The organism is Micromonospora matsumotoense, assembly GCF_900091525.1.
Classification (GTDB): Bacteria; Actinomycetota; Actinomycetes; order Mycobacteriales; family Micromonosporaceae; genus Micromonospora; species Micromonospora matsumotoensis.
Map to the genome: position 1 here is coordinate 78,287 of NZ_FMCU01000003.1, position 19,988 is coordinate 98,274.

A 19,988-nucleotide genomic window follows, 5' to 3' on the forward strand; every position below is an offset into this window, starting at 1 on the left:
GCGCCACCAGGACCGGTCAGGCCGGTTTGCGCTCCAGCAGGACCACCCGGACCCGGTCGAAGCGCTCGACGTGCCGGATCAGGAAGCGCTGCCGCAGCAGGGCCTCCCGGGCCGGCGGCAGCCCGGCCAGCGGGTCGTTGAGGTGCCCGGTCTCCACCAGCCAGATCCGCCGGGTGTCCCCGAGGCAGGGCAGCGGCTCCCGGCACTCGCGGGCGGTCAGCCAGCCGGTCTGCCGGGCCGGGACGGCCACGAAGACGTCCCGGGGGTGCAGCCGGTCGCGCAGGCCGTAGTCGGTGGCCTTGCGGGCCACGTCGCTGGAGCCACCGAACCCGTCGTTGTACGCGACCCCGTCGCCCGGCTTGACCTGCTTCCCCAGGTAGCGGACCGCGTCGAGGTAGCGGGGCTGCCCGTCGGCCTCGTTGGAGCGCACCCGCTCCTGGGCCGGCAGGGTCTGCCAGGCCAGCACCGGCAGCAGCACCAACGCGCCGGCCAGCCAGGCCGCCGGCAACCGGTCCCGGGTCAGCAGCCGGGCGGTGCGGCAGACCGCGAACGCGGCGAGCAGCGCCCACGCCGGGACGGTGAACAGGAAGTACCGGGCCAGGAAGAGGTGCACCACGCTGAACGTCAGGTAACCGGCGACCGGGGGCAGCACGGCCCAGATCAGCAGCATCAGCACCGTGGCCCGCCGGCGTGGGCCAGCCACCGCCAGCGCGAGGACGGCGAGCGCCGCGACCAGCGCCAACGCGGCCGTCGTGCCGGTCAGGTTGGCCAGGAAGCGGAGCACGGCGTCCTCGTCGTTCTCCACCCAGGAGATCTGCCCGGACTGCCGGCTGCCCAGGATCAGCACCGGGAGGATGAACAGCCCGGCGATGCCGGTGGACGCCGCCCACCGCCACCTCGGCTCCTCGCCGGGGACCGACCGCCACAGGTGGAACAGGTGCGCGACCACCACCAGCAACGCGACGAAGTGCAGCCAGCCGACCAGCACCAGCAGCACGCCGTACGCCCACCAGCGGCCCCGGGTCGGTCGGTCCACCGCGCGCAGGAAGAGCCAGGTGGCCGCCACCGCCACCAGGGTGACCAGGGCGTACGAGCGGGCCTCCTGGGCGTACCGGGAGACGGTGGGCAGCAGGGCGAAGACCAGACCGGCCAGCACCCCGACCGGGGTGTCGAAGAGTCGCCGCCCGATCAGGGTGACCAGCCCGGCGGTGAGCCCGATCGCGATCACCGAGGGCAGCCGCAGGGCGGTCGTCGAGTCCCCGGTCACCGTGGTCAGCACCGACATGATCACGTAGTAGCCGGCGTGCACCAGGTCGATGTTGCCGACCAGCATCCGGAACTGCTCGGCGGAGAGCGACGTGACGTGCCAGGTGACCAGCTCGTCGTTCCACAGGTCCCGGGCGTCCAGCCGCCACCAGCCGAGGCCGAGCGCGACGACGGTCGGCAGCAGCGCCCACCAGCCGCCCCGGCCCCCGGCCCGCACCGGTACGGCCGGGCCGGCGACCTCCGCCGGGTCGGCCTGCCCGGTCCACTGGATCGCCGGCGCGGTCACCTGACGGTCCTGATGTCGAAGCCGAAGGTGTCCTTCGCGGCGGACCGGCGGAACGCCCGCAGCGCGGCGTCGTCCCGGTCGATGTTCCACTTCCCGGAGCCGTTGATGTTGAAGTACGCCACCCCCAGGAAGTCCTTGCGCCGGGCCACGTTGGTGAGCAGGTCGGTGATCTGGGCCGGCCGTCGGCTGCTCGGTTCGGCTCCGGTCTCCACGATCAGCAACGGCCGTCTGGTGAAGGTCCGGATCTGGGTGATCGTGGGGACGAAGAGGTCCTGGAAGGTCTTCGGCCCCCGGTTGGTGTAGTAGCCGTCCATACCGACCCAGTCGACGTAGGCGTCACCGGGATAGAGCGCCCTGATGCTGACCTTGCGCAGGTAGTTGACGACGTTCGGGGTCCAGGTCCAGATCACGTTGGTGGCGCCCTGCTGGGTGAAGATGTCGTGCAGGTGCCGCCAGGCGGCGACGTACTCGGCAGTCTTGGTCTGCCGGGTGCCCCAGGAGTACCAGTGCCCGTTCATCTCGTGGGCGAAGGTGAGGGCGATCGGCAGGTTGAGGGTGCGCACGGCGGTGGCGAACTCCTTGACGTACGCGTCGTGCCTGCCGGCGGCGATGTCCCGCAGCGGCACGTCGTACGGCTCCCAGCGGATCACCGCCAGCGCACCGTACTGGTGCAGCTCACGGACCTTGCTGGCGGCGAACCTGTCGTCGAAGCTCTCGAAGATCGCCACCAGGTTCGGGGTCTTGCCGGTCTCCTCGGCGAACGTCCGGACCCGGCCCATCTCCGCGCCGCCGGTCACGGTGACGCCGAGGTACTTGCCCTTCGGCGACTTCAGCGCGGTGACGTCGTACGCCGGGATCTGTTCCTGGGCGGCGGCGACCCCGCCCGGTCCGCCGCCGGACCCGGCGACCTTGATGTCGACCCTGCGCAGCACGGCGACCTCGGTGAAGGCCAGCGCGAGCACCACCAGGAAGGTGATCAGGTATTTCGTCCTCACCGGACGACCTCGACGTCCTTCTCCGGGTCGACCAGCAGCGCCTGCCCGACGACGGCCAGATAGAACACGGCGCTGAGCAGGGCCGGCACGAAGATCCACGGCTCCGGCTCGACGAGCATGCGCCAGCCGGCGACGCCGGCCCAGACCAGGCCGGTGCCGGCGGTCCAGACCTTCATCCCGGTCCACAGCCGTCTGGTTTTGCTCTTCTTGGCGGTGCCGCCGGTGGGCTGCCAGCCCATCCGCCGGCCCCGGATGATGTCGATGATGGCGAAGGCGTGCGCCCAGCCGTAGATCATCTTGACCGTCCAGCTCTCCAGGCTGTAGCGGTTGCGGTGCCAGAACGGAAAGATGATCATGTTGTAGATCACGCTGGGCAGGATCAGCAGGTAGTTGGCGAGCGCGATCTGGTGCGCGAACGCGGTCAGCATCAGCACCGGGATGATCGGCGCGACAAAGGTGAACAGCCCGGTGTGCAGGTAGTAGCAGAAGCCGGAGATGTAGCTGAGCCGGGCCCGCAGCCGCAGCTTCGTCGACCAGAACTTCCTCGACCCGAGCAGGCTCATCGAGCCGGCGCACCAACGATATTGCTGGGTGAAGAACGAGTCCACGTCCGACGGGCAGAGCCCGGCGGCCAGCACGACCGGGATGTAGCGCAGGTTCCACCCCTGCATCCGCAGGTCGAAGCCGGTGTGCACGTCCTCCGAGTGCTCGATGAGGGTGGACCCGCCGATGGAGAAGAGCGCGTCGCGGCGGTAGATGGCGCAGCTGCCCACGCAGATCGCCGAGTCGTGGGCCTGCCGGGAGACCTGCACCGAGCGGTAGAACAGCTCCTGCACCGCCCCGGCGCCCCGCTCCACCCAGGTCTGCCCCAGGTGCACCCGGAAGTACTGCGGCGACTGCACGATGCCCGCCCTGGGCTCGGCGTCGAACCAGGGCAGCATCTGGTCGAGCATGTCCCGGCGCGGGACGAAGTCGGCGTCGAGGACCAGGATGAAGTCGCTCATGGTGCGCTCGAAGGCGTACCGCATGTTGCCGGCCTTCTTGAACCAGCCCCGGTTGGGTCGCCGCTGGTAGACGAAGCCGAAGGCGAGCGCCATCCGCTCCATCACCTCGTTGGGCGAGTCGTCGAGCACATAGACGGTGACCTCGCCCCGGTAGTGGCCGCCCATCGTCCGGACGTGCTCCCAGGTGTTGCGCAGCACGTGCGGGGGCTCACCGCAGACCGGCAGGAAGACGTCGACGCTCGGATAGCGGGCCGGCCGCCAGGTGCGGACCAGCTCCTGGTGGCGGGCCATGTCGAAGCCCGGAGTGAAGAGGTTCACCGCCAGCGAGATGAGGTAGTAGACGACCGTGAAGAACAGCAGCGGGGCGAGCAGCCAGAGCCACGGGGTGAGCCGGACGAAGAGCAGCTGACTGGTGATCAGGCAGCCGAAGCTGACCAGCGACGGCACCATCAGCGCGGCCAGCCGCCGCTTGCGGTAGGAGACCAGCTCGGCGTCCGTCGGCGGCAACGGCACCGGGGCGTACGCGGGCCGGTGCGCCACGTCGGGGGGCTTGCGGGGGGTCCACTTCGACACCTGACGCGGCACCCGGAACTCCGCGGTCGGCGACAGCACCGCAGCCGGATCGACCGCAGGCGGTGAGGTCATCGCTTCGTCTCCCCCGTTCGCCGGCCGCACGCACTCCCCGACAGGGCGAGCGGGATGTCGCCGGACGCGTCCAGGAAGCCGGGCACGGTGAACTGGCCGTGTCTGCTTGGTGGTGAAGCTAGAAAACTATTCAGTCGGCCGCAAGGTGTCAATGCCCCCGAATCAGCTGAAAGCCTCACCAGGCCGCAGATCGTACGTCGCTCTACTCACATTCATCCCGCCGTCACCGGTAGGCAACCGTTCCGCGTGGACCACCCTCAGACCTTGGCCAGCGGAAGCACCAGCACCGCCTCGGTGCCGCCGGTCGGACCGGGGCGCAGCTCGATGCTGCCGCGCAACTCCCCGGTGACCAGCGCCCGGACGATCTGCAACCCGAGCCGCCCGCCCCGGGCGGCGTCGAAGTCGGCCGGCAGCCCGCGCCCGTTGTCCGCCACCGAGACGTGCAACTGCTTGCGGTGCCGGTGCGCCGTGACGACCACCTCCGGCCGGTCCTCCGGCTCCGGTGCGTCGACCCCCTCCTCGGCCGGGGGAAAGCCGTGTTCGACGGCGTTGAGCAGCAACTCGTTGAGCACCATCACCAGCGAGGTGGCGATCTCGGCGGGCAGCACCCCGAAGCTGCCGGTGCGCCGCATCCCGACGCTCACCTCGGTCGCGGCCACCTCGGTCGCCGCGCTCGCCACCCGGTCGACGATGCCGTCGAACTCGACCGCCTCGTCGCTGGACATGGAGAGCGTCTCGTGCACCAGGGCGATGGAGGCGACCCGGCGTACCGACTCCTCCAGGGCGACCCGGGCCTCCGGCATCGACACCCGGCGGGCCTGCAGGCGCAGCAGCGCGGCGACGGTCTGGAGGTTGTTCTTCACCCGGTGGTGGATCTCCCGGATGGTGGCGTCCTTGGTGATCAGGGCCCGGTCGCGGCGGCGTACCTCGGTGATGTCGCGGACCAGGACCAGCGCGCCGATCGGCACCCCGGCGGGCATCAGCGGCAGGGCCCGGGTGAGCATCGTCGCCCCCCGGGCGTCGATCTCCCGGCGGGGCGGGCCCTCGCCGCGCAGCGCGGCGAGGATGCCGTTCGACGCCTCGGTGCCGTCCAGCGGGTCAGTGGCCAGCCGACGGTGCAGCTTGGCCAGATCCTCGCCCACCAGGTGGGAGGCGTAACCCAACCGGCGGTACGCCGACTGCGCGTTCGGGCTGGCGTAGGTGACCTTGCCGCCCGCGTCGAGACGGACCAGCCCGTCGCCCACCCGGGGCGCCGAGGTGGTCTCGCCCGGGTGCCGGGGCGGCGGGAAGGTGCCGTCGGCGATCATCTGGGCCAGGTCGTCGGCGGTGGTGAGGTAGTTCAGCTCCAACTGGCTGGGGGTGCGGGCGGTGGAGAGGTTGGTGTCCCGACCCACCACCGCGATCACCTCGCCGGCCTCGCCGTCGGCGGTGCGCAACCGGACCGGGATCGCCTCGTGCCGGGCGGGCACGTCGCCGTACCAGACCGGGTCGCCCTCCCGCCAGATCCGGCCCTGCCGGTAGGCCACCTCCAGGTGGGCCACCTCCGGCCCGCCCACGATCCGCCCCACCTGATCGTCCAGGTAGGCGGTCGGGGCGGTCGTCGGGCGGACCTGGGCGACGCAGAGGAACGTGCCGTCGTCGTCCACCGGCACCCACAGCAGCAGGTCGGCGAAGGACAGGTCGGACAGCAACTGCCAGTCCCCGGCGATCCGGTGCAGGTGGTCGATGTCGGCCGGGCGGAGCTGGGTGTGCTCCTCGGCGAGGTCGCGCAGCGTGGACACGAGACACAGCGTGCCACGCCCACCCCGGCCCCGTCCCGCTGGCCGGCCCGGCTCACATCGTCGCGGTGACCTTCTTCAGGCCGCGCGGGGCGTCCGGGTCCTCACCCCGGGCCAGCGCCAGGGCGAGCGCGAGGCGCTGCAACGGCAGGATGTCCAGCAGCGGGGCGTACCGCTCGTCGACCTCGGGCACCGGCATCCGGGTGGCCCCCTCGACCTCGGCCGAGCCGACCACCACCACGTCGGCGCGGCGCTCGCCGAGCCGGGGCAGCACCTCCCCCATGGACCGGCCGCCGGGGCCGGAGCCGACCACGGCCAGCACCGGCACGTCCGGGTCGGTCATCGCGAGCGGGCCGTGCAGCAGGTCCGCGCCGGAGAAGGCCAGCGCCGGCAGGTACGACGTCTCCATCAGCTTCAGCGCCGCCTCCCGGGCGGTCGGGTACGCGTACCCCCGGCCGGTGGTGACGAGTTGGCCGGCGAACCGGTAGCGCGGGGCGAGCTGGGCCGGGGTGGGGTCGGCGAGGGTGCGCTCGGCCAACTCGGGGAGGCGTTCCAGGGCGGCCCGCTGGTCGGCCGGCAGCCCGCCGTCGCCGGCCCGGACGCCCTCCACCAGCAGCAGCAGGGCGAGCAGTTCGGCGGTGTACGTCTTCGTCGCGGCGACCGCCCGCTCGTGCCCGGCGGCGATGTCGAGGCCCAGCTCGGCGGTCTGCGCCAGCGGCGAGTCGGGGTTGTTGGTGACCGCCAGGGTGAGCGCGCCGGAGGCACGGGCGGTGCGCAGCACCTCGGTCAGGTCGGGTGAGCCGCCGCTCTGGCTGACCCCGACGACCAGCGCGTCGGAGAGGTCGGGGCGGGCCCCGTAGACGGTGACCGCGCTCGGCGAGGCGAGCCCGGCGGGCAGCCCGAGCCGGATCTCGGTGAGGTACGCCCCGTAGAGGGCGGCGTGGTCGGAGGTGCCCCGGGCGGTGAAGACGACGTGCCGGGGGCGGCGTTGCGCGACGGCCGCCGCGACCCGGGCGATCGCCCCGGTGTGCTCGGCGGAGAGCAACCGGGCGTAACCGGCGGGCTGCTCGGCGATGTCGGCGGCCATTCCGGCCCCTGGCTGGGTCACGGAGACTCCCCTCCCTGCGCGTTTGGCGCGCGTTTCATGTTCAGTCTTGCACGATCGAGATACTTTCACCAACGCTGCGAGCACTAACGCGCAGGAGATCCACACTTGTTGCCGGCATCCCCTACGCTTGCCCAGCCCTGGCAACCCCCTGCGAGCGAGAGGCCGACGTGTCGGAGGAGCCACCCGCGCTGACCGCGGCGGAGGAACTCGCCCTCGCCCGGCTCGCACTCGCCGAGGGCGACCTGGCCCACGCCGCCGACCACCTCGCCGCCGCGCTGGTGCTGGCACCGACCCTGCCCGACACCCACGAGACGCTCACCCGGATCGCCACCGCAGCCGGCGGCGATCTCGACCTCTTCCCGCTCGGCCACCGCGCACACGTCGGGGCCGTCGTCGCCCGCGCCCACCTGCTCGCCGCCGCCGGCCGCCCGGCCGAAGGACTGGACCTGCTCGTCGCCGCCACCGGCCACGCCCCCGGCGTCGACTGGGCCGGGGTGCCCTGGGTGACCGACCCCGAGCTGGCCGAACGGCTCGACCCGGACCGCTGCGCCCGAATCCTGATGCAGGTCTGCGCCGCGGTGCCCGACCCGGTGCCCCGGATCGGCCGGGCGCCCCTGCGGCCGTACCTCACCCTGGCCCGGCACGCGGTCACCGCGCACCCCCGGCACGCCCTGCTGCTCGGCGCGGCGTCCGCGCTGGCCCGGCGGCTCGGCGAGGTCACCCTCGCGGTCACCTGGGCCAGCCGGGGGGTACGCGTGACGCCGTCCAAACTCGGCGAGGTCTGGCTCGGGTACGCCTACCGCAGCGCCGGCCGCACCCGGGAGGCCCTGGCCGCCCTGGAACGGGCCGTCGCGCACGACCCCGACGACCTCGCCGTCTATGCGGACATCGCCGGCACCCTGGCCGACCACGGTCAGCTCGACGAGGCCCTCGGCTGGACCGACCGGGCGCTGGCCCGCGACCCGACCTTCGACTGCGCGGTGCACACCGCGCACCGACTGCGGTTCCTGCGCGACGGCGACGTCGGGCACCTGGTCGCCCTCGCCGACTTCACCCGGGACCACCCCGACGACACCCACGAGCACACCGACCTCGCCGAGTCCTGCCGGGGACGCCCCTGGCTGGGGCAGGTCACCCCCGCCGTCGGCGCGATGGTCGACGCGCTGCGCCGCGCGCTCGCCGCCGACGGCCTCCCCGACGCGGCGGTACGCCTCGACACGGTCGAACCGCCGAGCGCGATGCGTACCGTCACCGCCGCCGTGCCCGGCCTCTACGTCGAGGTCACCGGGGTCGCCGACCCGGACCCACGCGAGCCGCGCCGGGCCACCGAGTACCAGCTCTGGCACTACGAGGGCAGCACGGCCGCGCCCACCCTGCCGGCCCCGTCCACCGTCGCCGCCGACCGGGTACGCCAGCTCGCCCACCCGGCCTGGCCCCACCCGCCGGCCGCCTACGACGCGGCGGTCGGGCTGGCCACCCTGGAACTGGCCGACCTACTCGGCCTGCTGGTGCACCCGCCCGAGGCACCGCCGACCGCACTGGGCCGGGTGCTCACCGGCCAGGACCCGTCACTGTGGGTGCGCTGCGTCCAGGTCTGGGCCTGCCTCGGCCTGCTGCACCACCGCACCGACGAACCGTGGGCCACCTCGACCCGCCGTCGGGTGCTGGTGGAACTCATCTGGGGCGTCGAGGACTGGATCACCGAGGCGGCGCTGTTCGCCCTGGTCACCGCCGCCTGGGTGGACCCGGAGGTACGCCCCGACGTGGCCGGGCTGGTGGCCGAGCGCCTCGCCGACGTGGCGACCGTCGCGCAGGGTCGACCGGTGCCGATCGCCATCTCCCTGGCGCACCTGGCGCTGGCCACCCCGAGCGTGGACCAGGACACCACCGCGCTGGCCCACCGGCTGCTCGCCACCCCGGTCCGGACCCACCGGACCGGTCGCCTGGCCCGCGCCTGGCGTCGCCTCACCGCCCGGCTCCGCCGCCGCCCCTGACGGCAAGATCCACTCCCTTGTGGCGAAGTAGCGGTATCCGTGCGGACGGATACCGCTACTTCGGCCCAGGGGAGTCGATCATGCGCGCGGAGAGGCGGAACGGCGCGCGGCCGACCCGTACCCCCGGATGGGGACGGACCGGCCGCGACGCGCGGGTGGGGTCAGGAGATCGGGGCCTTGCCGAGGGCGACCTCGGCCTGCTCCTCGGGCGTGGCGTCCGGCGGCGGGACGTCGTTCGCCGTGCGGAGCGGGATCTCCCTGATGAACCAGGCGAGCACCGGCACCGCGATCGTGATGATCATCGCCCAGAAGAAGACGTGCGAGATGGCGTCGGAGAGGCCGCCGAGCACCACCTCACGGGCCTGCGTCGGCAACTCCTTGAGCTTCGTCAGGTCCATCCCCTGGCCCTCGCCGGTGCCACCCTCGAAGGCGCTGCCGGCCGCCGAGCCGGCGAGCCGGTTGGCGAAGATCGCACCGAAGAGCGAGATGCCGAACGAGCCGCCGATGGAGCGGAAGAAGGTGGCCGCGCCGCTGGCCGCGCCGAGGTCCTTCTGCTCCACGCTGTTCTGCGCGATCAGCATCGAGGTCTGCATCAGGAAGCCCATGCCGGCACCGAGGACCAGCATGTAGAGCGACGACGCGAGCTTGCCGGTGTCGACCTCCAGCCGGGACAGCAACGCCATGCCGACGGCCATCACCACGCCGCCGACGATCGGGAACATCCGGTAGCGCCCGGTCTTGGTGATGGTCCGGCCGACCACCAGCGACACCACCAGCATGCCGAACATCAGCGGGAGCAGGAGCAGCCCACTGTTGGTGGCCGAGGCGCCCTGCACGGTCTGCTGGTAGAGCGGCAGGAAGTTCATCGCGCCGAACATCGCGAAGCCGAGCAGGAAGCCGATCATCGAGATCAGCGCGAAGTTGCGGTTGGCGAAGAGGCCGAGCGGCAGGATCGGCTCGGCGACCCGACGCTCGACGAGGCCGAAGGCCACCAGGCTCACCAGCGCCAGCACGGCGAGGCCGAAGATCTGCGGGGATGCCCAGTCGTACTCGTTGCCGCCCCAGGTGGTGACCAGGACGATCGCGGTGATGCCGACGGAGAGCAGCGCCGCGCCCAGCCAGTCGATCCGGTGCTCGGTGCGGTACTTCGGCAGGTGCATGCGGGTGGCCAGGATCAGCAGCGCCAGCCCACCGAGCGGCAGGTTGACATAGAACGCCCAGCGCCAGGAGAGGTTGTCGGTGATGAAGCCGCCGACCAGCGGGCCGGCGACCATGGCGATCGCCATGATGCCGGCGATCATGCCCTGGTAGCGGCCCCGCTCCCGGGGCGGCACCAGGTCACCGATGATCGCCATCACGCCGACCATCAGACCGCCGGCACCGAGACCCTGCACGGCCCGGAACGCGATCAGCTCGACCATCCCGTTGCCGCTGCCCCCCAGCACCTCCGAACCGGACATCCCGCAGAGCGCCGACCCGATCAGGAAGATGACCACCGAGGTCAGGAAGATCGCCTTGCGGCCGTACAGGTCACCGAGCTTGCCCCAGATCGGGGTGGAGACGGTGGTGCCCAGCACGTACGCGGTCACCACCCAGGTGAAGTGGTTGACGCCGCCGAACTCGCTGACGATCCTCGGCAGCGCCGTGCTGACGATCATGTTGTCGAGCATCGCGAGCATCATCGCGATCATCAGACCGAACAGCACCACCCGGATGTTGGGTTTCACCGTCGCCTGGGTTTCCTGAGTCATGGGTAAGCTCCCCCGGAGATCTGTCGCACTTACTTGCCGCCCGGCTAGTCACCTTACTAGCCGCACGGTAAGTTGGACAGCGGGACCCGTCAAGCGAATTGGGTGGTAAGGGTGAGTCAGAGCACAGGCGGCACGCGGGAGCGCATCCAGGCCGTCGCGCTGGAGCTCTTCACCGAGCAGGGCTACGAGAAGACCTCGCTCCGCGAGATCGCCGAGCGGCTCGGGGTGACCAAGGCCGCCCTCTACTACCACTTCAAGAGCAAGGACGAGATCGTCAACAGCTACGTCGAGGACCGGTTGCACCGGATGGACGAGCTGATCGACTGGGCCCGCGACCAACCCGCCACCCGGGCCACCCGGCAGGCCCTGGTCAGCCAGTACGCCGACACGATGTTCGCCACCGGGCAGCCCTCGGTGATGCGCTTCTTCGAACAGAACCAGACCGTGCTCAAGAGCCTCACCGCCGGCCAGCAGATGCGGGAACGGATGTTCCGCCTGGCCGACGCGATCTGCCAGGGCGACGACTCACCCCGGGCCCAACTGCGGGCCACGCTGGTCCTGTTCGCCGTGCACAGCAGTTGGTTCGCCGTCCGGTCCCAGGACATCACCGACGACGAACGCAAGAAGATCGCCCTTGAGGTGGCCGACGAGTTGCTGACCGGCATCGACGAGAGCTGACCGGTCGGACGAGACCCGGGGCGCACGGACGGCCGGCGACGCCGGGGCGGGCCCGGGGAGGAGAAGGGTCAGTCGGTGGGCGGGCGGGCCCAGGTGAGGAAGCGGTCGGTCACGTCGACCGGGCGACCGCTGTCGAGAGACGCGAGGTGGTCTTCCGCTTCCGCTTTCCAGCCCGCGAGCAGCGTCAGCAGCCGGGGCCGGTTGTCGGCGTACTTCGCGAGCAGTGCGAGTTTCGCCTCCCCGCAGGGCCACGGGTGCGCGTCCACCCGGCACAGCCAGGTCGGGGGTAGGGGCGTGTGCCGGCCCGGGATCACACCGGTCACGAGGTCGACACCTTTCGCGAGACCGGCCTGCGGGCCACCGGCCTGCGGACCGGGGCCTTCAGGCGCCCGGCGCCGGAGGGCTGGAGGAACAGGGTCCGCCGGGAGACCGCGTCGCCTGCGGCGTCGAGCACGTACGCGTCGATCCACACCCACCCGTCGTACGTGTGCCAGTCGGTCAGCACCCGGATGACCCGGACCGTGATCGGCCGGACGAACTGCACGCTGGCGGCGCGGGACAGGCGCAGCACGTCGCCGGAGCGAACCAGCGGCGGGGTCACCGCGCGGGCCTCCGCTCCCGCCAACGGTGCTCGGGAGTGACGTTCGCCAAGCGTCCGGGACCCCGCCACGGCGGGATGACCGGGCCGATCGGACCCGGCAGGTACGGGCGCGCGGGCGGCGGGTCGGCGGCCGGCTTCGGGTCCGGCGCTGGTGGCGGATCGGTGGGCTTCGGCTTGTCGGGCACAGTGCTCCCCTGACGTCGTGGCGTGGGAAGGGGGCCGCCTCCCACCCCTCGAAGGAGACGGCCCCCGCAGCAGACGCGACCGGCGGATGCCTTCTCCCACCGGCGGCGTCGCTCTGGGAGCAACCTTGCCGACTGTTGTGGATCGAACACACTGCGTTGCAATATGGAGATAGACGTTCGGAACGTTCGGCCGGAACGTATGGAGGCGCGGTATGAACCTGGCAGTGAAAGAGGCAATGGCAACAACGGGGGAGACCGCCGAAAGCCTGGCAGCTCAGATCGGGGTCGACCCGAAGACAGCCGCGAAGTGGGCGAGTCACGGCCGTATCCCGCAGACACGGCATCGCGCCAAGGTGGCGGCGGTGCTTGGCCGAGACGTTCTCGACCTCTGGCCGGACGCGCTGAAGCGCCACGAGCCGGTCTGGTTTCGACGGTGGGCGGACATCGAACGTGAGGCTGTCGTCTTGCGCGGGTTTCAACTCGCATGGGTGCCCGGCCTCCTTCAGACCGAGGCGTATGCACGGGCGACGCTGGCTGGCGAGGCGCTGACGCCGGACGAGGTCGACGAGCTGGCGGCGGCGCGCGTCGCGCGGTCCGGGCTGCTGCGGAAACCGAAGGGCCCGCTCTTCGTCGCCATCGTGGACGAGATCGCGTTACGCCGGATCGCCCCCGCGATCATGCCGGCCCAGCTCGCGCATATTGTCGAATGCGCGCAGCTCGACAGCGTGCAGCTTCACGTGGTGCCCGCATCGGCCGGGGTGTATGCGGGCCTCGGTGGGCCGTTCACGGTGGCCGAGCTGGACGACGGGAAGCGCGTCGGCCACATCGACAGCCAGGCTCGCGCGCAGATCGTCGACCAGCCGGCGGACATTGCTACCCTTGAACGGCGTTGGGTACGCATCGTGGGCAAAGCACTACCCACGGCGCAGTCCCTAGACCTCATTCGCAGATTGGCAGAGGCATGAACATGACCGGCGCACAGTGGCGAAAGAGCACGAAGAGCGGCAACAACGGCGGCGACTGCGTCGAGGTGGCCGACAACCTGCCCGGCGTCGTCCTCGTGCGGGACACCAAGGACCGCGACGGCGGGACGCTGACGTTCGCTCCCGGCGCGTGGCGGGGGTTCGTGAGCTTCGCGAAGGCGTCCCGCTAAACAGGACGATGGGCCCCCGGCCAGACGGCACTCGGGTGGGCTCGCATTGTCGGCGAGGCCCTACCCCGGGCACAGTCTCTCGACCTCGTGAGGAAAGTGGCAGCGACATGGACATGACCGGTGCGCAGTGGCGCAAGAGCACGAGGAGCGGGGACAACGGCGGGGCGTGCGTCGAGGTTGCCGACAACCTGCCCGGCGTCGTCCTCGTGCGGGACACCAAGGACCGCGACGGCGCAACGCTGACGTTCGCTCCCGGCGCGTGGCGTGGGTTCGTGAGCTTCGCGAAGGCGTCCCGCTAAACAGGACGGTGGGGCCCCTGGCCGGACGGCGGCCGGGGGCCGCCTGCTGTCCGGGGCCGCAGTGACGCGGCGACCCCGGCGGCCCTGCCCGGTGTCACGAGGGGTGCGACGCCGTCTGCGGGCCGGGCGGCGGGCAGTTCAGGCCGCAGCGGCGGGCAGGTCGGTGCGAACCGGTCAGGCCGGGTCGGCGGGCAGGGCCATCCGCAGGGCGAGCAGGTCGACGCCCGGCAGCGGCGACCAGTCCCGCTCCGGGGTACGCACGAAGCCGAGCCCCGCGTACAACCGGTGGGCGGCGTCGGCGAGCCCGCTGCGGACGCAGATGACCATCGCCGCGCAGCCCTGGGCCACGGCCCGGGACAGGCAGGCCCGGACCAGCGTCACGCCCACCCCCCGCCCCTGGGCGGCCGGGTCCACCGCCAACATCCGGAACTCCGCCTCACCCGGCCCGGACAGCTCCGCGTACGGGCTGCCGGGCAGCACGAAGGTGACCGAGCCCAGCACCGCACCGGTCGACTCGTCGACGGCGACCAGGATCTCACCGTGCTCCGCCCGACCGGCCACGTCGGCCAGCACCCCGCCGTAGCCGTTCTCGCCCTTGAGCTGACCGTCGGCCTCGTACGCGGCGACGGTCAGCCGGGCCACCGCCGGAAACTCGGCCGGCACGGCCCGCCGGACCAGCAGCCCGGTCGACCGGTCGCCGGGAATCAACCGATCACCGCGATCAGGTCACCGTCCTGCACCACGTCGCCCTCGTTGACCACGAGCTGCTCGACCACGCCGTCGGACTCGGCGACGACCGGGATCTCCATCTTCATCGACTCCAGGATCACCAGCGTGTCCCCCTCGGACACGGTGTCCCCCGTCGACGCCACGACCTTCCACACGTTGGCCACCATCTCGGCGCGGATCTCCTCGGCCATCACGGCCCTCCCTCTCCACCGGGTGTGTCTGCGTCGGTATCCAATCACGGACCGACCCCGCGCGGGCGGCGAGCGCCGACACCGACCAGGCCACACCCCGCCGACGTACCGCTGCCGCCCCGGCGCACGACGGCGGGTGCCGGCCGCACTAGCATCATCAGGTCGGACCCCGACGCCGGGAGGACCGGTGGCGTGCACCGGCGTCAACGGTCGCCGCAGCAGGGGTCGGACCCATCACGAGGAGGTCAGCATGGCGAAGAAGGCCCGCAAGAAGAAGGCCCGCAAGAAGAGCAGCGCGAACCACGGCAAGCGTCCCAACTCCTGAGTCGTCCCGGCGGGCATCCGCCGCGACGCCAGGTCCGGCCCGGAGCCGGACAGACCGGTGGCCCGGGTCGAGTCGACCCGGGCCACCGTTCTGCGTGCGTCATCCGGCCGTAACGGGCCGGGTGTCCGGCCGAGGTGGGTGCCGACGCCGGCCCGCCGGGCGGGTCCGGGGCGTCAGCCTGCCGCCGGTGGTGTCACTCGGCGAGTTCGCGGGACTCGCTGGCCTCGAAGACCACCAGCTCGGTGAGGCGTACCCGCAGCCGCTTCCGCAGCTCGTCGGGGGCGGTCTCGTTGCCGCAGCAGCGGGCCACCAGCGCCCGCACCTCCTGCTCGATGCCGTACTCCCGCAGGCAGGGCCCACACTCGTCCAGGTGGTAACGGATCAGCGAGCGGCGCTCCTCGGCGCACTCCAGGTCCAGGTAGAGGTAGACCTCCGCGAGCACTTCCCGGCAGTCCGTCTCGTGCGGCTTCCCACAGCTCACGTCACACCTCCCGACTGGCAGCGGCGGTGGTCGAGCCCTTCGCGGGCTGCGCGGTGCTGAAGCCACGCTCCGCGGCGTACCGCTCCAGCAGCTTGCGCAGATTGCGACGCCCGCGGTGCAGCCGGGACATCACGGTGCCGATCGGCGTGCCCATGATGTCGGCGACCTCCTTGTACGAGAAGCCTTCGACATCGGTCAGGTAGACCGCCAGCCGGAACTCCTCCGGCAACTGCTGAAGGGCCTCCTTGACGTCGCTGTCCGGCAGCCGGTCCAACGCCTCGGTCTCGGCCGACCGCAACCCGCTGGAGGTGTGCGACTCGGCCTCGGCGAGCTGCCAGTCGGTGATCTCCTCGGTGGGCGCCTGGATGGGCTGGCGCTGCCGCTTGCGGTAGGAGTTGATGTAGGTGTTGGTCAGGATCCGGTAGAGCCAGGCCTTCAGGTTCGTGCCCTGCTCGAACTGGTGGAAGGCGGCGTACGCCTTCAGGTACGTCTCCTGGACCAGATCCTCGGCGTCGGCCGGGTTGCGCGTCATCCGCAGCCCGGCGGCGTAGAGCTGATCGACGAAGGGCATCGCGTCCCGCTCGAAGCGGGCCCTGCGCTCGTCCGTCTTCTCGGTGGTCAACCGCACATCCCCTCGCGTCGGATGCTGTCCCGCCGAGGATACGCGGACGAACCCGTCCGCAGCTCGGGTTCCGCCGGGTGTGCTGGTGCTCACCGCCCCGGGGCCAGCCCCCACCGCCGGCCAGTCCGGGCCGTCCAGCAGCTGCCTGAGCTGCCGTGCGTCCCGCTCGTTCCGCTCCCGGTTCCGTGTCTCGGTCGGCACCGGTCACCCCCCTCGCCAGATTCCTCGTCCGGGAGTCGTAACGCCCGGTCGCGGGCCGGGCATTCCACCGGCCTCCCGCTCCTGGTCCCGGCCCACCGGTCGGATACCGGCGGACTGGGACCAGGAAGGGCCTGGGAGGGACGGTCCCGACCACCCGAACCGGAGGTCGACACCATCGGTTGCAACGACGGCTCCGCCGGGGCGGAAACGGGTGGTCAGCGCGTTGGTCCGGAGCCGGCCCGCCGGCCGGCGGGCGACCGGTGGACCGCCGCCGGGCGGGTCAGCGGGCCCACCCGTGGGCACGCAGCCAGGTGAGCACCGCCTCGGCCGTGCCGGCCGGGTCCTGGCGCAGGTCGTGACGTTCGCCACGGCGCACCACCACCTCGACCGGGCCACCGGCGGCGGGCGTCCCGAACGGGTCCCGGTCACCGTTGACGACCAGCGTCGGCAGCCCGGTGGCCAGTTCGGCGGCCCGGGAGCGCTCCGGCCGGCCGGGCGGGTGCAGCGGAAACGCCAACGCGACCACCCCGGCCGCACCCACCGCGCGGGCCGTCCGGCAGGCCACCCGGGCGCCACTGGACCGCCCGCCGACCAGCAGCGGCACCTCGGGATGCCGACGGCGCAGCACGGCCAGCACCGTCGTCCACGCCTCGTCCAGGTGACCGGCCGGAGCCGGAGCCCGGCGACCCGCCACCCGGTAGGGCTGGGTCACCCGGGCGACCACCATCCCCGCACCGCGGGCGGCGTCGCGCAGGGCGAGCAGGTCCGGCGCGTCCACCGCACCACCGGCGCCGTGTCCGAGGACGAGCAGCGACGTCGGCGGACCGGCCGGCAGGTCGGTGTCGACCCGGGCCGGACCCCGGGGGGTGTCGAGTGGTGTGAGGTGCGGCACCCGGTCATTCTGCGCCGCCCGGCGGGTCAGCTCAGCGGCACCAGGGTGAGCAGCCGGTCCCGCACCGGTGGGCCGGCGTCGTCGGCCGCATCGGGATCGGACTCGACCTCGCCGCGCCAGGCGACCAGCATGGCCCGGCGCTCGCGCGGCGTGGTGCCACCCCACACCCCGTGGGTGTCGCCCACCTCCAGGGCCCAGGCAAGGCAGGAGCCCTGGACGTCACAGCTGCGGCAGAGCGCCACCGCCGCGTCGGCCGGTTCGTTGGGTGCCGGAAAGAACGTCTCCGGGTCCACGCTCTGACAGGTTCCTCTGGTCCGCCAGGCATCGTCGGAACGGCGGTCCCGCAACGCCCGTAGCAGTCGCGGATCGCGTCGTGCGGCGGCCACCTCGTGCGGTCGGGGCATACGCGCCCGGGTCATCACACCCACCTCCCCCGTGGGACCGGCAAGATCGACGGGCGTCGTTCACACTGCGCGAAGACGCTCCCAGTGCCAGCGCTGTGTTCTATCGCACTGTTGGCTACGGGGACAAGGGGTGTGCCGGAAAGATGGCTAAAGGTCCGAGCGACGTTTCGCCCGGAACTCTGGCAATTCGTACGCGACAATGTCGCCTATCGCGTTCAGAACAGGGCGCTCTCCCCGTGGGAGCGTTCCCGGTCCACCGGCACCCGCGCGACCAGATCCGGGCCGTTGTTGCGGACATTGCCCACCGCCGGCCCGACCGGACGGATCTCCAGCCCGGCGAGCCACTGCGGCGTCGGCGTGACCAGCAACGCCGCCGGATCGTCGGCCGGGGCCAGCCAGTCCGCCCACCGGTCGGCGGGCAGCAGCAGCGGCATCCGGTCGTGCACCTCGGCCAGCTCACCCACCGCCGCCGTGGTCAGCACGCTGAACGTGAGCAATGTCTCCCAGCGGGACCAGATGCCGGCCAACGCCAGCACCGAGCCGTCGCGCGGGGTCATGAAGTAGGGCTGCTTGCCGCCACCGGCCCGACGCACCCACTCGTACCAGCCGTCGGCCGGGACCAGGCAGCGCCGACGGGCGAACGGCACGGCGTACGCCCGGCTGGTGGCGACCGTCTCGGCCCGCGCGTTGATCATGCGGGCCGCCCCGGTGGCCGACTTCGCCCAGTGCGGCACCAGCCCCCAGCGGCCGACCGAGAGCACCCGGCCCTGCTCGGGGTCGACCCGGACCACCGGCACCGGATCGGTCGGCGCGACGTTGTGGTCCGGCCCGAGCCGGCCGTCGGTGTCGTCGTACGACTCGAAGACGGCGCTCAGGTCCCCGGCGCTCCGGGTCGTCGCGTACCTGCCGCACATGGCACACACGCTAACGCCCCGCACCGTTGACGGCTGTCCCGCCAACCGGGAGTCGGCCCGACGGTCGACTCGAAGTCGCCGCCGGGTTGGCAGAATGTGACCGTGGGAAACCTGACCGCCACCCGTCCGCAACAGCCCTGGGCCGCGCCGACCGCCAGCGACCCGGTCACGGCGACGCTGCGTCTGCCCGGCTCCAAGTCGATGACCGCCCGTGCCCTGGTGCTCAGCGCGCTGGCCGGCGGCCCGTCCACGCTGCACGGGCCGCTGCGCGCCCGGGACACCGAACTGATGGCGGGCGGGCTGCGCGCGATGGGCGCGCACGTCTCGGTCTCCGACGACGAACGCTGGCTGGTCCGGCCGCACCCGCTGGTCGGCCCGGCCCACGTCGACGTGGGCCTCGCCGGCACGGTGATGCGGTTCGTCCCGCCGGTCGCCGGCCTCACCGACGGGCGGGTCACCTTCGACGGCGACCCGCACGCCCGGGTCCGGCCGCTCGGCCCGTTGATCGGCGCGCTGCGCTCGCTCGGCGTCCGGATCGACGCGCCGGAGACCGGCTCCCTGCCCCTGGTGGTGCAGGGCACCGGTGCGGTCGCCGGCGGCGAGGTGGTGATCGACGCCTCCGCCTCCAGTCAGCTCGTCTCCGGCCTGCTGCTCGCCGGAGCGCGCTTCGACCGGGGCGTGGTGGTCCGGCACGAGGGCCCGCCGGTGCCGTCCGCGCCACACCTGCGGATGACGGTGCAGATGCTGCGGGCCGCCGGGGCGGCCGTCGACGACAGCGTCCCCGACATCTGGGTGGTCGAGCCCGGGCCGCTCGCCGGCCGGAGCTGGGAGATCGAACCCGACCTCTCCGGTGCCGTCCCCTTCTTCGCCGCCGCCCTGGTCACCGGCGGTGAGGTGACGTTGCAGGGCTGGCCGCACAACAGCCTCCAGCCGGTCGAGCAGCTCCGCTCGCTGCTACAGCGGATGGGCGCTGCGGTGACCCTGACCACCGCCGGGCTGACCGTCCGGGGCACCGGCACGGTGCGCGGCCTGTCCGCCGACCTGTCCGACGTCAGCGAGCTGACCCCGGCGCTGACCGCGCTGGCCATGCTGGCCGACTCGCCGTCGACCTTCACCGGGGTCGGACACATCCGGGGGCACGAGACCGACCGGATCGCCGCCCTGGCCCGGGAGTTCACCGGGCTCGGCGCCGACCTGACCGAGACCGCCGACGGGCTGGAGATCCGACCCCGGCCACTACACGGGGGCACCTTCCGCACGTACGCCGACCACCGGATGGCGCACGCCGCCGCCGTGGTCGGGCTGGCCGTCCCCGGCATCGAACTGGACGACGTGGCGTGCACCTCCAAGACCATGCCGGAGTTCCCGGCACTATGGTCGGCGATGGTGACCGGCAAGAGCTGACGGCAGAGGGGGCAGGTCCTGACGACCAAGCGACGGGAGTACGACGAGGACGACGTACGGGTCCGGCCCGGCCGGTCCTCGC

Annotated in this window: 22 protein-coding genes; 7 read left to right on the forward strand and 15 right to left on the reverse strand. The window is 72.2% G+C overall.

Translation table 11 applies throughout. The features are described 5' to 3' along the window. Positions 1 to 16: 16 nt before the first annotated feature. The 5 genes from GA0070216_RS07390 to GA0070216_RS07410 form a co-directional block, all read right to left on the reverse strand. A complete protein-coding gene (locus GA0070216_RS07390; RefSeq protein WP_091241229.1) occupies positions 17 to 1,552 on the reverse strand; it encodes a glycosyltransferase family 39 protein in 1,536 nt (511 codons plus the stop codon). Then, on the reverse strand, positions 1,549 to 2,547 hold the full coding sequence (locus tag GA0070216_RS07395; RefSeq protein ID WP_091241230.1) for a glycoside hydrolase family 26 protein: 999 nt from the start codon (positions 2,545 to 2,547) through the stop codon (positions 1,549 to 1,551). The genes GA0070216_RS07390 and GA0070216_RS07395 overlap by 4 nt, the downstream gene beginning before the upstream one ends. Then, positions 2,544 to 4,196 carry a glycosyltransferase family 2 protein gene (locus GA0070216_RS07400; RefSeq protein ID WP_218108151.1) on the reverse strand — a complete coding sequence of 551 codons (1,653 nt, stop codon included), beginning with the start codon at positions 4,194 to 4,196 and terminating at the stop codon, positions 2,544 to 2,546. The genes GA0070216_RS07395 and GA0070216_RS07400 overlap by 4 nt, the downstream gene beginning before the upstream one ends. A 257-nt stretch (positions 4,197 to 4,453) precedes the next feature. After that, positions 4,454 to 5,977 (reverse strand): sensor histidine kinase, encoded by a 1,524-nt coding sequence (locus tag GA0070216_RS07405; protein ID WP_091241232.1) that lies wholly within the window; start codon positions 5,975 to 5,977, stop codon positions 4,454 to 4,456. Between the two features lie 52 nt (positions 5,978 to 6,029). Next, positions 6,030 to 7,061, reverse strand: coding sequence for an SIS domain-containing protein (locus tag GA0070216_RS07410; protein WP_091241236.1), 1,032 nt, complete (start codon positions 7,059 to 7,061; stop codon positions 6,030 to 6,032). A 188-nt stretch (positions 7,062 to 7,249) separates the two neighbouring features. On the opposite strand from GA0070216_RS07410, the gene GA0070216_RS07415 reads away from it, so the two are divergent. Beyond that, the gene (locus GA0070216_RS07415) at positions 7,250 to 9,076 is read left to right on the forward strand and encodes a tetratricopeptide repeat protein (RefSeq protein ID WP_091241239.1); all 1,827 of its coding nucleotides are present in this window, start codon (positions 7,250 to 7,252) and stop codon (positions 9,074 to 9,076) included. A 161-nt stretch (positions 9,077 to 9,237) separates the two neighbouring features. On the opposite strand, the gene GA0070216_RS07420 is transcribed toward GA0070216_RS07415, so the two are convergent. Next, a complete protein-coding gene (locus tag GA0070216_RS07420) occupies positions 9,238 to 10,827 on the reverse strand; it encodes an MDR family MFS transporter (RefSeq protein WP_091241245.1) in 1,590 nt (529 codons plus the stop codon). A 111-nt stretch (positions 10,828 to 10,938) separates the two neighbouring features. Between GA0070216_RS07420 and GA0070216_RS07425 the strand changes: the two genes are divergently transcribed. Then, positions 10,939 to 11,505 (forward strand): TetR/AcrR family transcriptional regulator, encoded by a 567-nt coding sequence (locus tag GA0070216_RS07425; RefSeq protein WP_091241247.1) that lies wholly within the window; start codon positions 10,939 to 10,941, stop codon positions 11,503 to 11,505. 68 nt (positions 11,506 to 11,573) lie between these two features. Here GA0070216_RS07425 and GA0070216_RS07430 read toward each other — a convergent pair whose 3' ends face one another. After that, on the reverse strand, positions 11,574 to 11,828 hold the full coding sequence (locus GA0070216_RS07430; RefSeq protein WP_245722359.1) for a flavin reductase: 255 nt from the start codon (positions 11,826 to 11,828) through the stop codon (positions 11,574 to 11,576). Next, entirely contained in the window at positions 11,825 to 12,106 is a 282-nt protein-coding gene (locus GA0070216_RS07435) for a hypothetical protein (protein WP_245722360.1), read from the reverse strand. The genes GA0070216_RS07430 and GA0070216_RS07435 overlap by 4 nt, the downstream gene beginning before the upstream one ends. 397 nt (positions 12,107 to 12,503) lie before the next feature. Between GA0070216_RS07435 and GA0070216_RS07440 the strand changes: the two genes are divergently transcribed. The 3 genes from GA0070216_RS07440 (at position 12,504) to GA0070216_RS07450 (ending at position 13,743) form a co-directional block, all read left to right on the forward strand. Next, on the forward strand, positions 12,504 to 13,256 hold the full coding sequence (locus tag GA0070216_RS07440; protein ID WP_091241249.1) for a DUF5753 domain-containing protein: 753 nt from the start codon (positions 12,504 to 12,506) through the stop codon (positions 13,254 to 13,256). 2 nt (positions 13,257 to 13,258) lie between these two features. Beyond that, complete coding sequence (locus tag GA0070216_RS07445; RefSeq protein ID WP_091241251.1) at positions 13,259 to 13,444, forward strand: DUF397 domain-containing protein; 186 nt, start codon at positions 13,259 to 13,261, stop codon at positions 13,442 to 13,444. Positions 13,445 to 13,557: 113 nt separating this feature from the next. Next, a complete protein-coding gene (locus GA0070216_RS07450) occupies positions 13,558 to 13,743 on the forward strand; it encodes a DUF397 domain-containing protein (RefSeq protein WP_091242598.1) in 186 nt (61 codons plus the stop codon). Positions 13,744 to 13,917: 174 nt separating this feature from the next. Here the strand turns inward: GA0070216_RS07450 and GA0070216_RS07455 are convergent, their stop codons facing one another. Beyond that, positions 13,918 to 14,448 carry a GNAT family N-acetyltransferase gene (locus GA0070216_RS07455; RefSeq protein WP_091242601.1) on the reverse strand — a complete coding sequence of 177 codons (531 nt, stop codon included), beginning with the start codon at positions 14,446 to 14,448 and terminating at the stop codon, positions 13,918 to 13,920. Beyond that, the gene (locus tag GA0070216_RS07460; RefSeq protein WP_091241253.1) at positions 14,448 to 14,663 is read right to left on the reverse strand and encodes a biotin/lipoyl-binding carrier protein; all 216 of its coding nucleotides are present in this window, start codon (positions 14,661 to 14,663) and stop codon (positions 14,448 to 14,450) included. The genes GA0070216_RS07455 and GA0070216_RS07460 overlap by 1 nt, the downstream gene beginning before the upstream one ends. A 250-nt stretch (positions 14,664 to 14,913) precedes the next feature. On the opposite strand from GA0070216_RS07460, the gene GA0070216_RS36560 reads away from it, so the two are divergent. Further along, entirely contained in the window at positions 14,914 to 14,988 is a 75-nt protein-coding gene (locus GA0070216_RS36560; RefSeq protein WP_369752275.1) for a 50S ribosomal protein bL37, read from the forward strand. A gap of 193 nt (positions 14,989 to 15,181) precedes the next feature. Here the strand turns inward: GA0070216_RS36560 and rsrA are convergent, their stop codons facing one another. The 5 genes from rsrA to GA0070216_RS07485 all read right to left on the reverse strand — a co-directional run bounded on the left by rsrA (position 15,182) and on the right by GA0070216_RS07485 (position 18,502). Beyond that, positions 15,182 to 15,469 (reverse strand): mycothiol system anti-sigma-R factor, encoded by a 288-nt coding sequence (gene rsrA, locus GA0070216_RS07465; protein WP_091241255.1) that lies wholly within the window; start codon positions 15,467 to 15,469, stop codon positions 15,182 to 15,184. 1 nt (position 15,470) lies between these two features. After that, positions 15,471 to 16,292, reverse strand: a complete 822-nt coding sequence (locus GA0070216_RS07470) for a sigma-70 family RNA polymerase sigma factor (protein ID WP_091241258.1) — start codon at positions 16,290 to 16,292, stop codon at positions 15,471 to 15,473. A 280-nt stretch (positions 16,293 to 16,572) separates the two neighbouring features. Then, on the reverse strand, positions 16,573 to 17,184 hold the full coding sequence (locus GA0070216_RS07475) for an alpha/beta hydrolase family protein (protein WP_091241261.1): 612 nt from the start codon (positions 17,182 to 17,184) through the stop codon (positions 16,573 to 16,575). A 26-nt stretch (positions 17,185 to 17,210) separates the two neighbouring features. Then, positions 17,211 to 17,603 carry a WhiB family transcriptional regulator gene (locus tag GA0070216_RS07480; protein ID WP_091242605.1) on the reverse strand — a complete coding sequence of 131 codons (393 nt, stop codon included), beginning with the start codon at positions 17,601 to 17,603 and terminating at the stop codon, positions 17,211 to 17,213. A gap of 200 nt (positions 17,604 to 17,803) precedes the next feature. After that, positions 17,804 to 18,502: an SOS response-associated peptidase gene (locus GA0070216_RS07485; RefSeq protein ID WP_091241264.1), complete on the reverse strand. Its 699-nt coding sequence runs from the start codon at positions 18,500 to 18,502 to the stop codon at positions 17,804 to 17,806. Positions 18,503 to 18,604: 102 nt separating this feature from the next. Here GA0070216_RS07485 and aroA point away from each other — a divergent pair, with 102 nt between their 5' ends. Then, positions 18,605 to 19,906, forward strand: a complete 1,302-nt coding sequence (gene aroA / locus GA0070216_RS07490; protein WP_091242612.1) for a 3-phosphoshikimate 1-carboxyvinyltransferase — start codon at positions 18,605 to 18,607, stop codon at positions 19,904 to 19,906. The last annotated feature ends 82 nt before the right edge of the window (positions 19,907 to 19,988 follow it).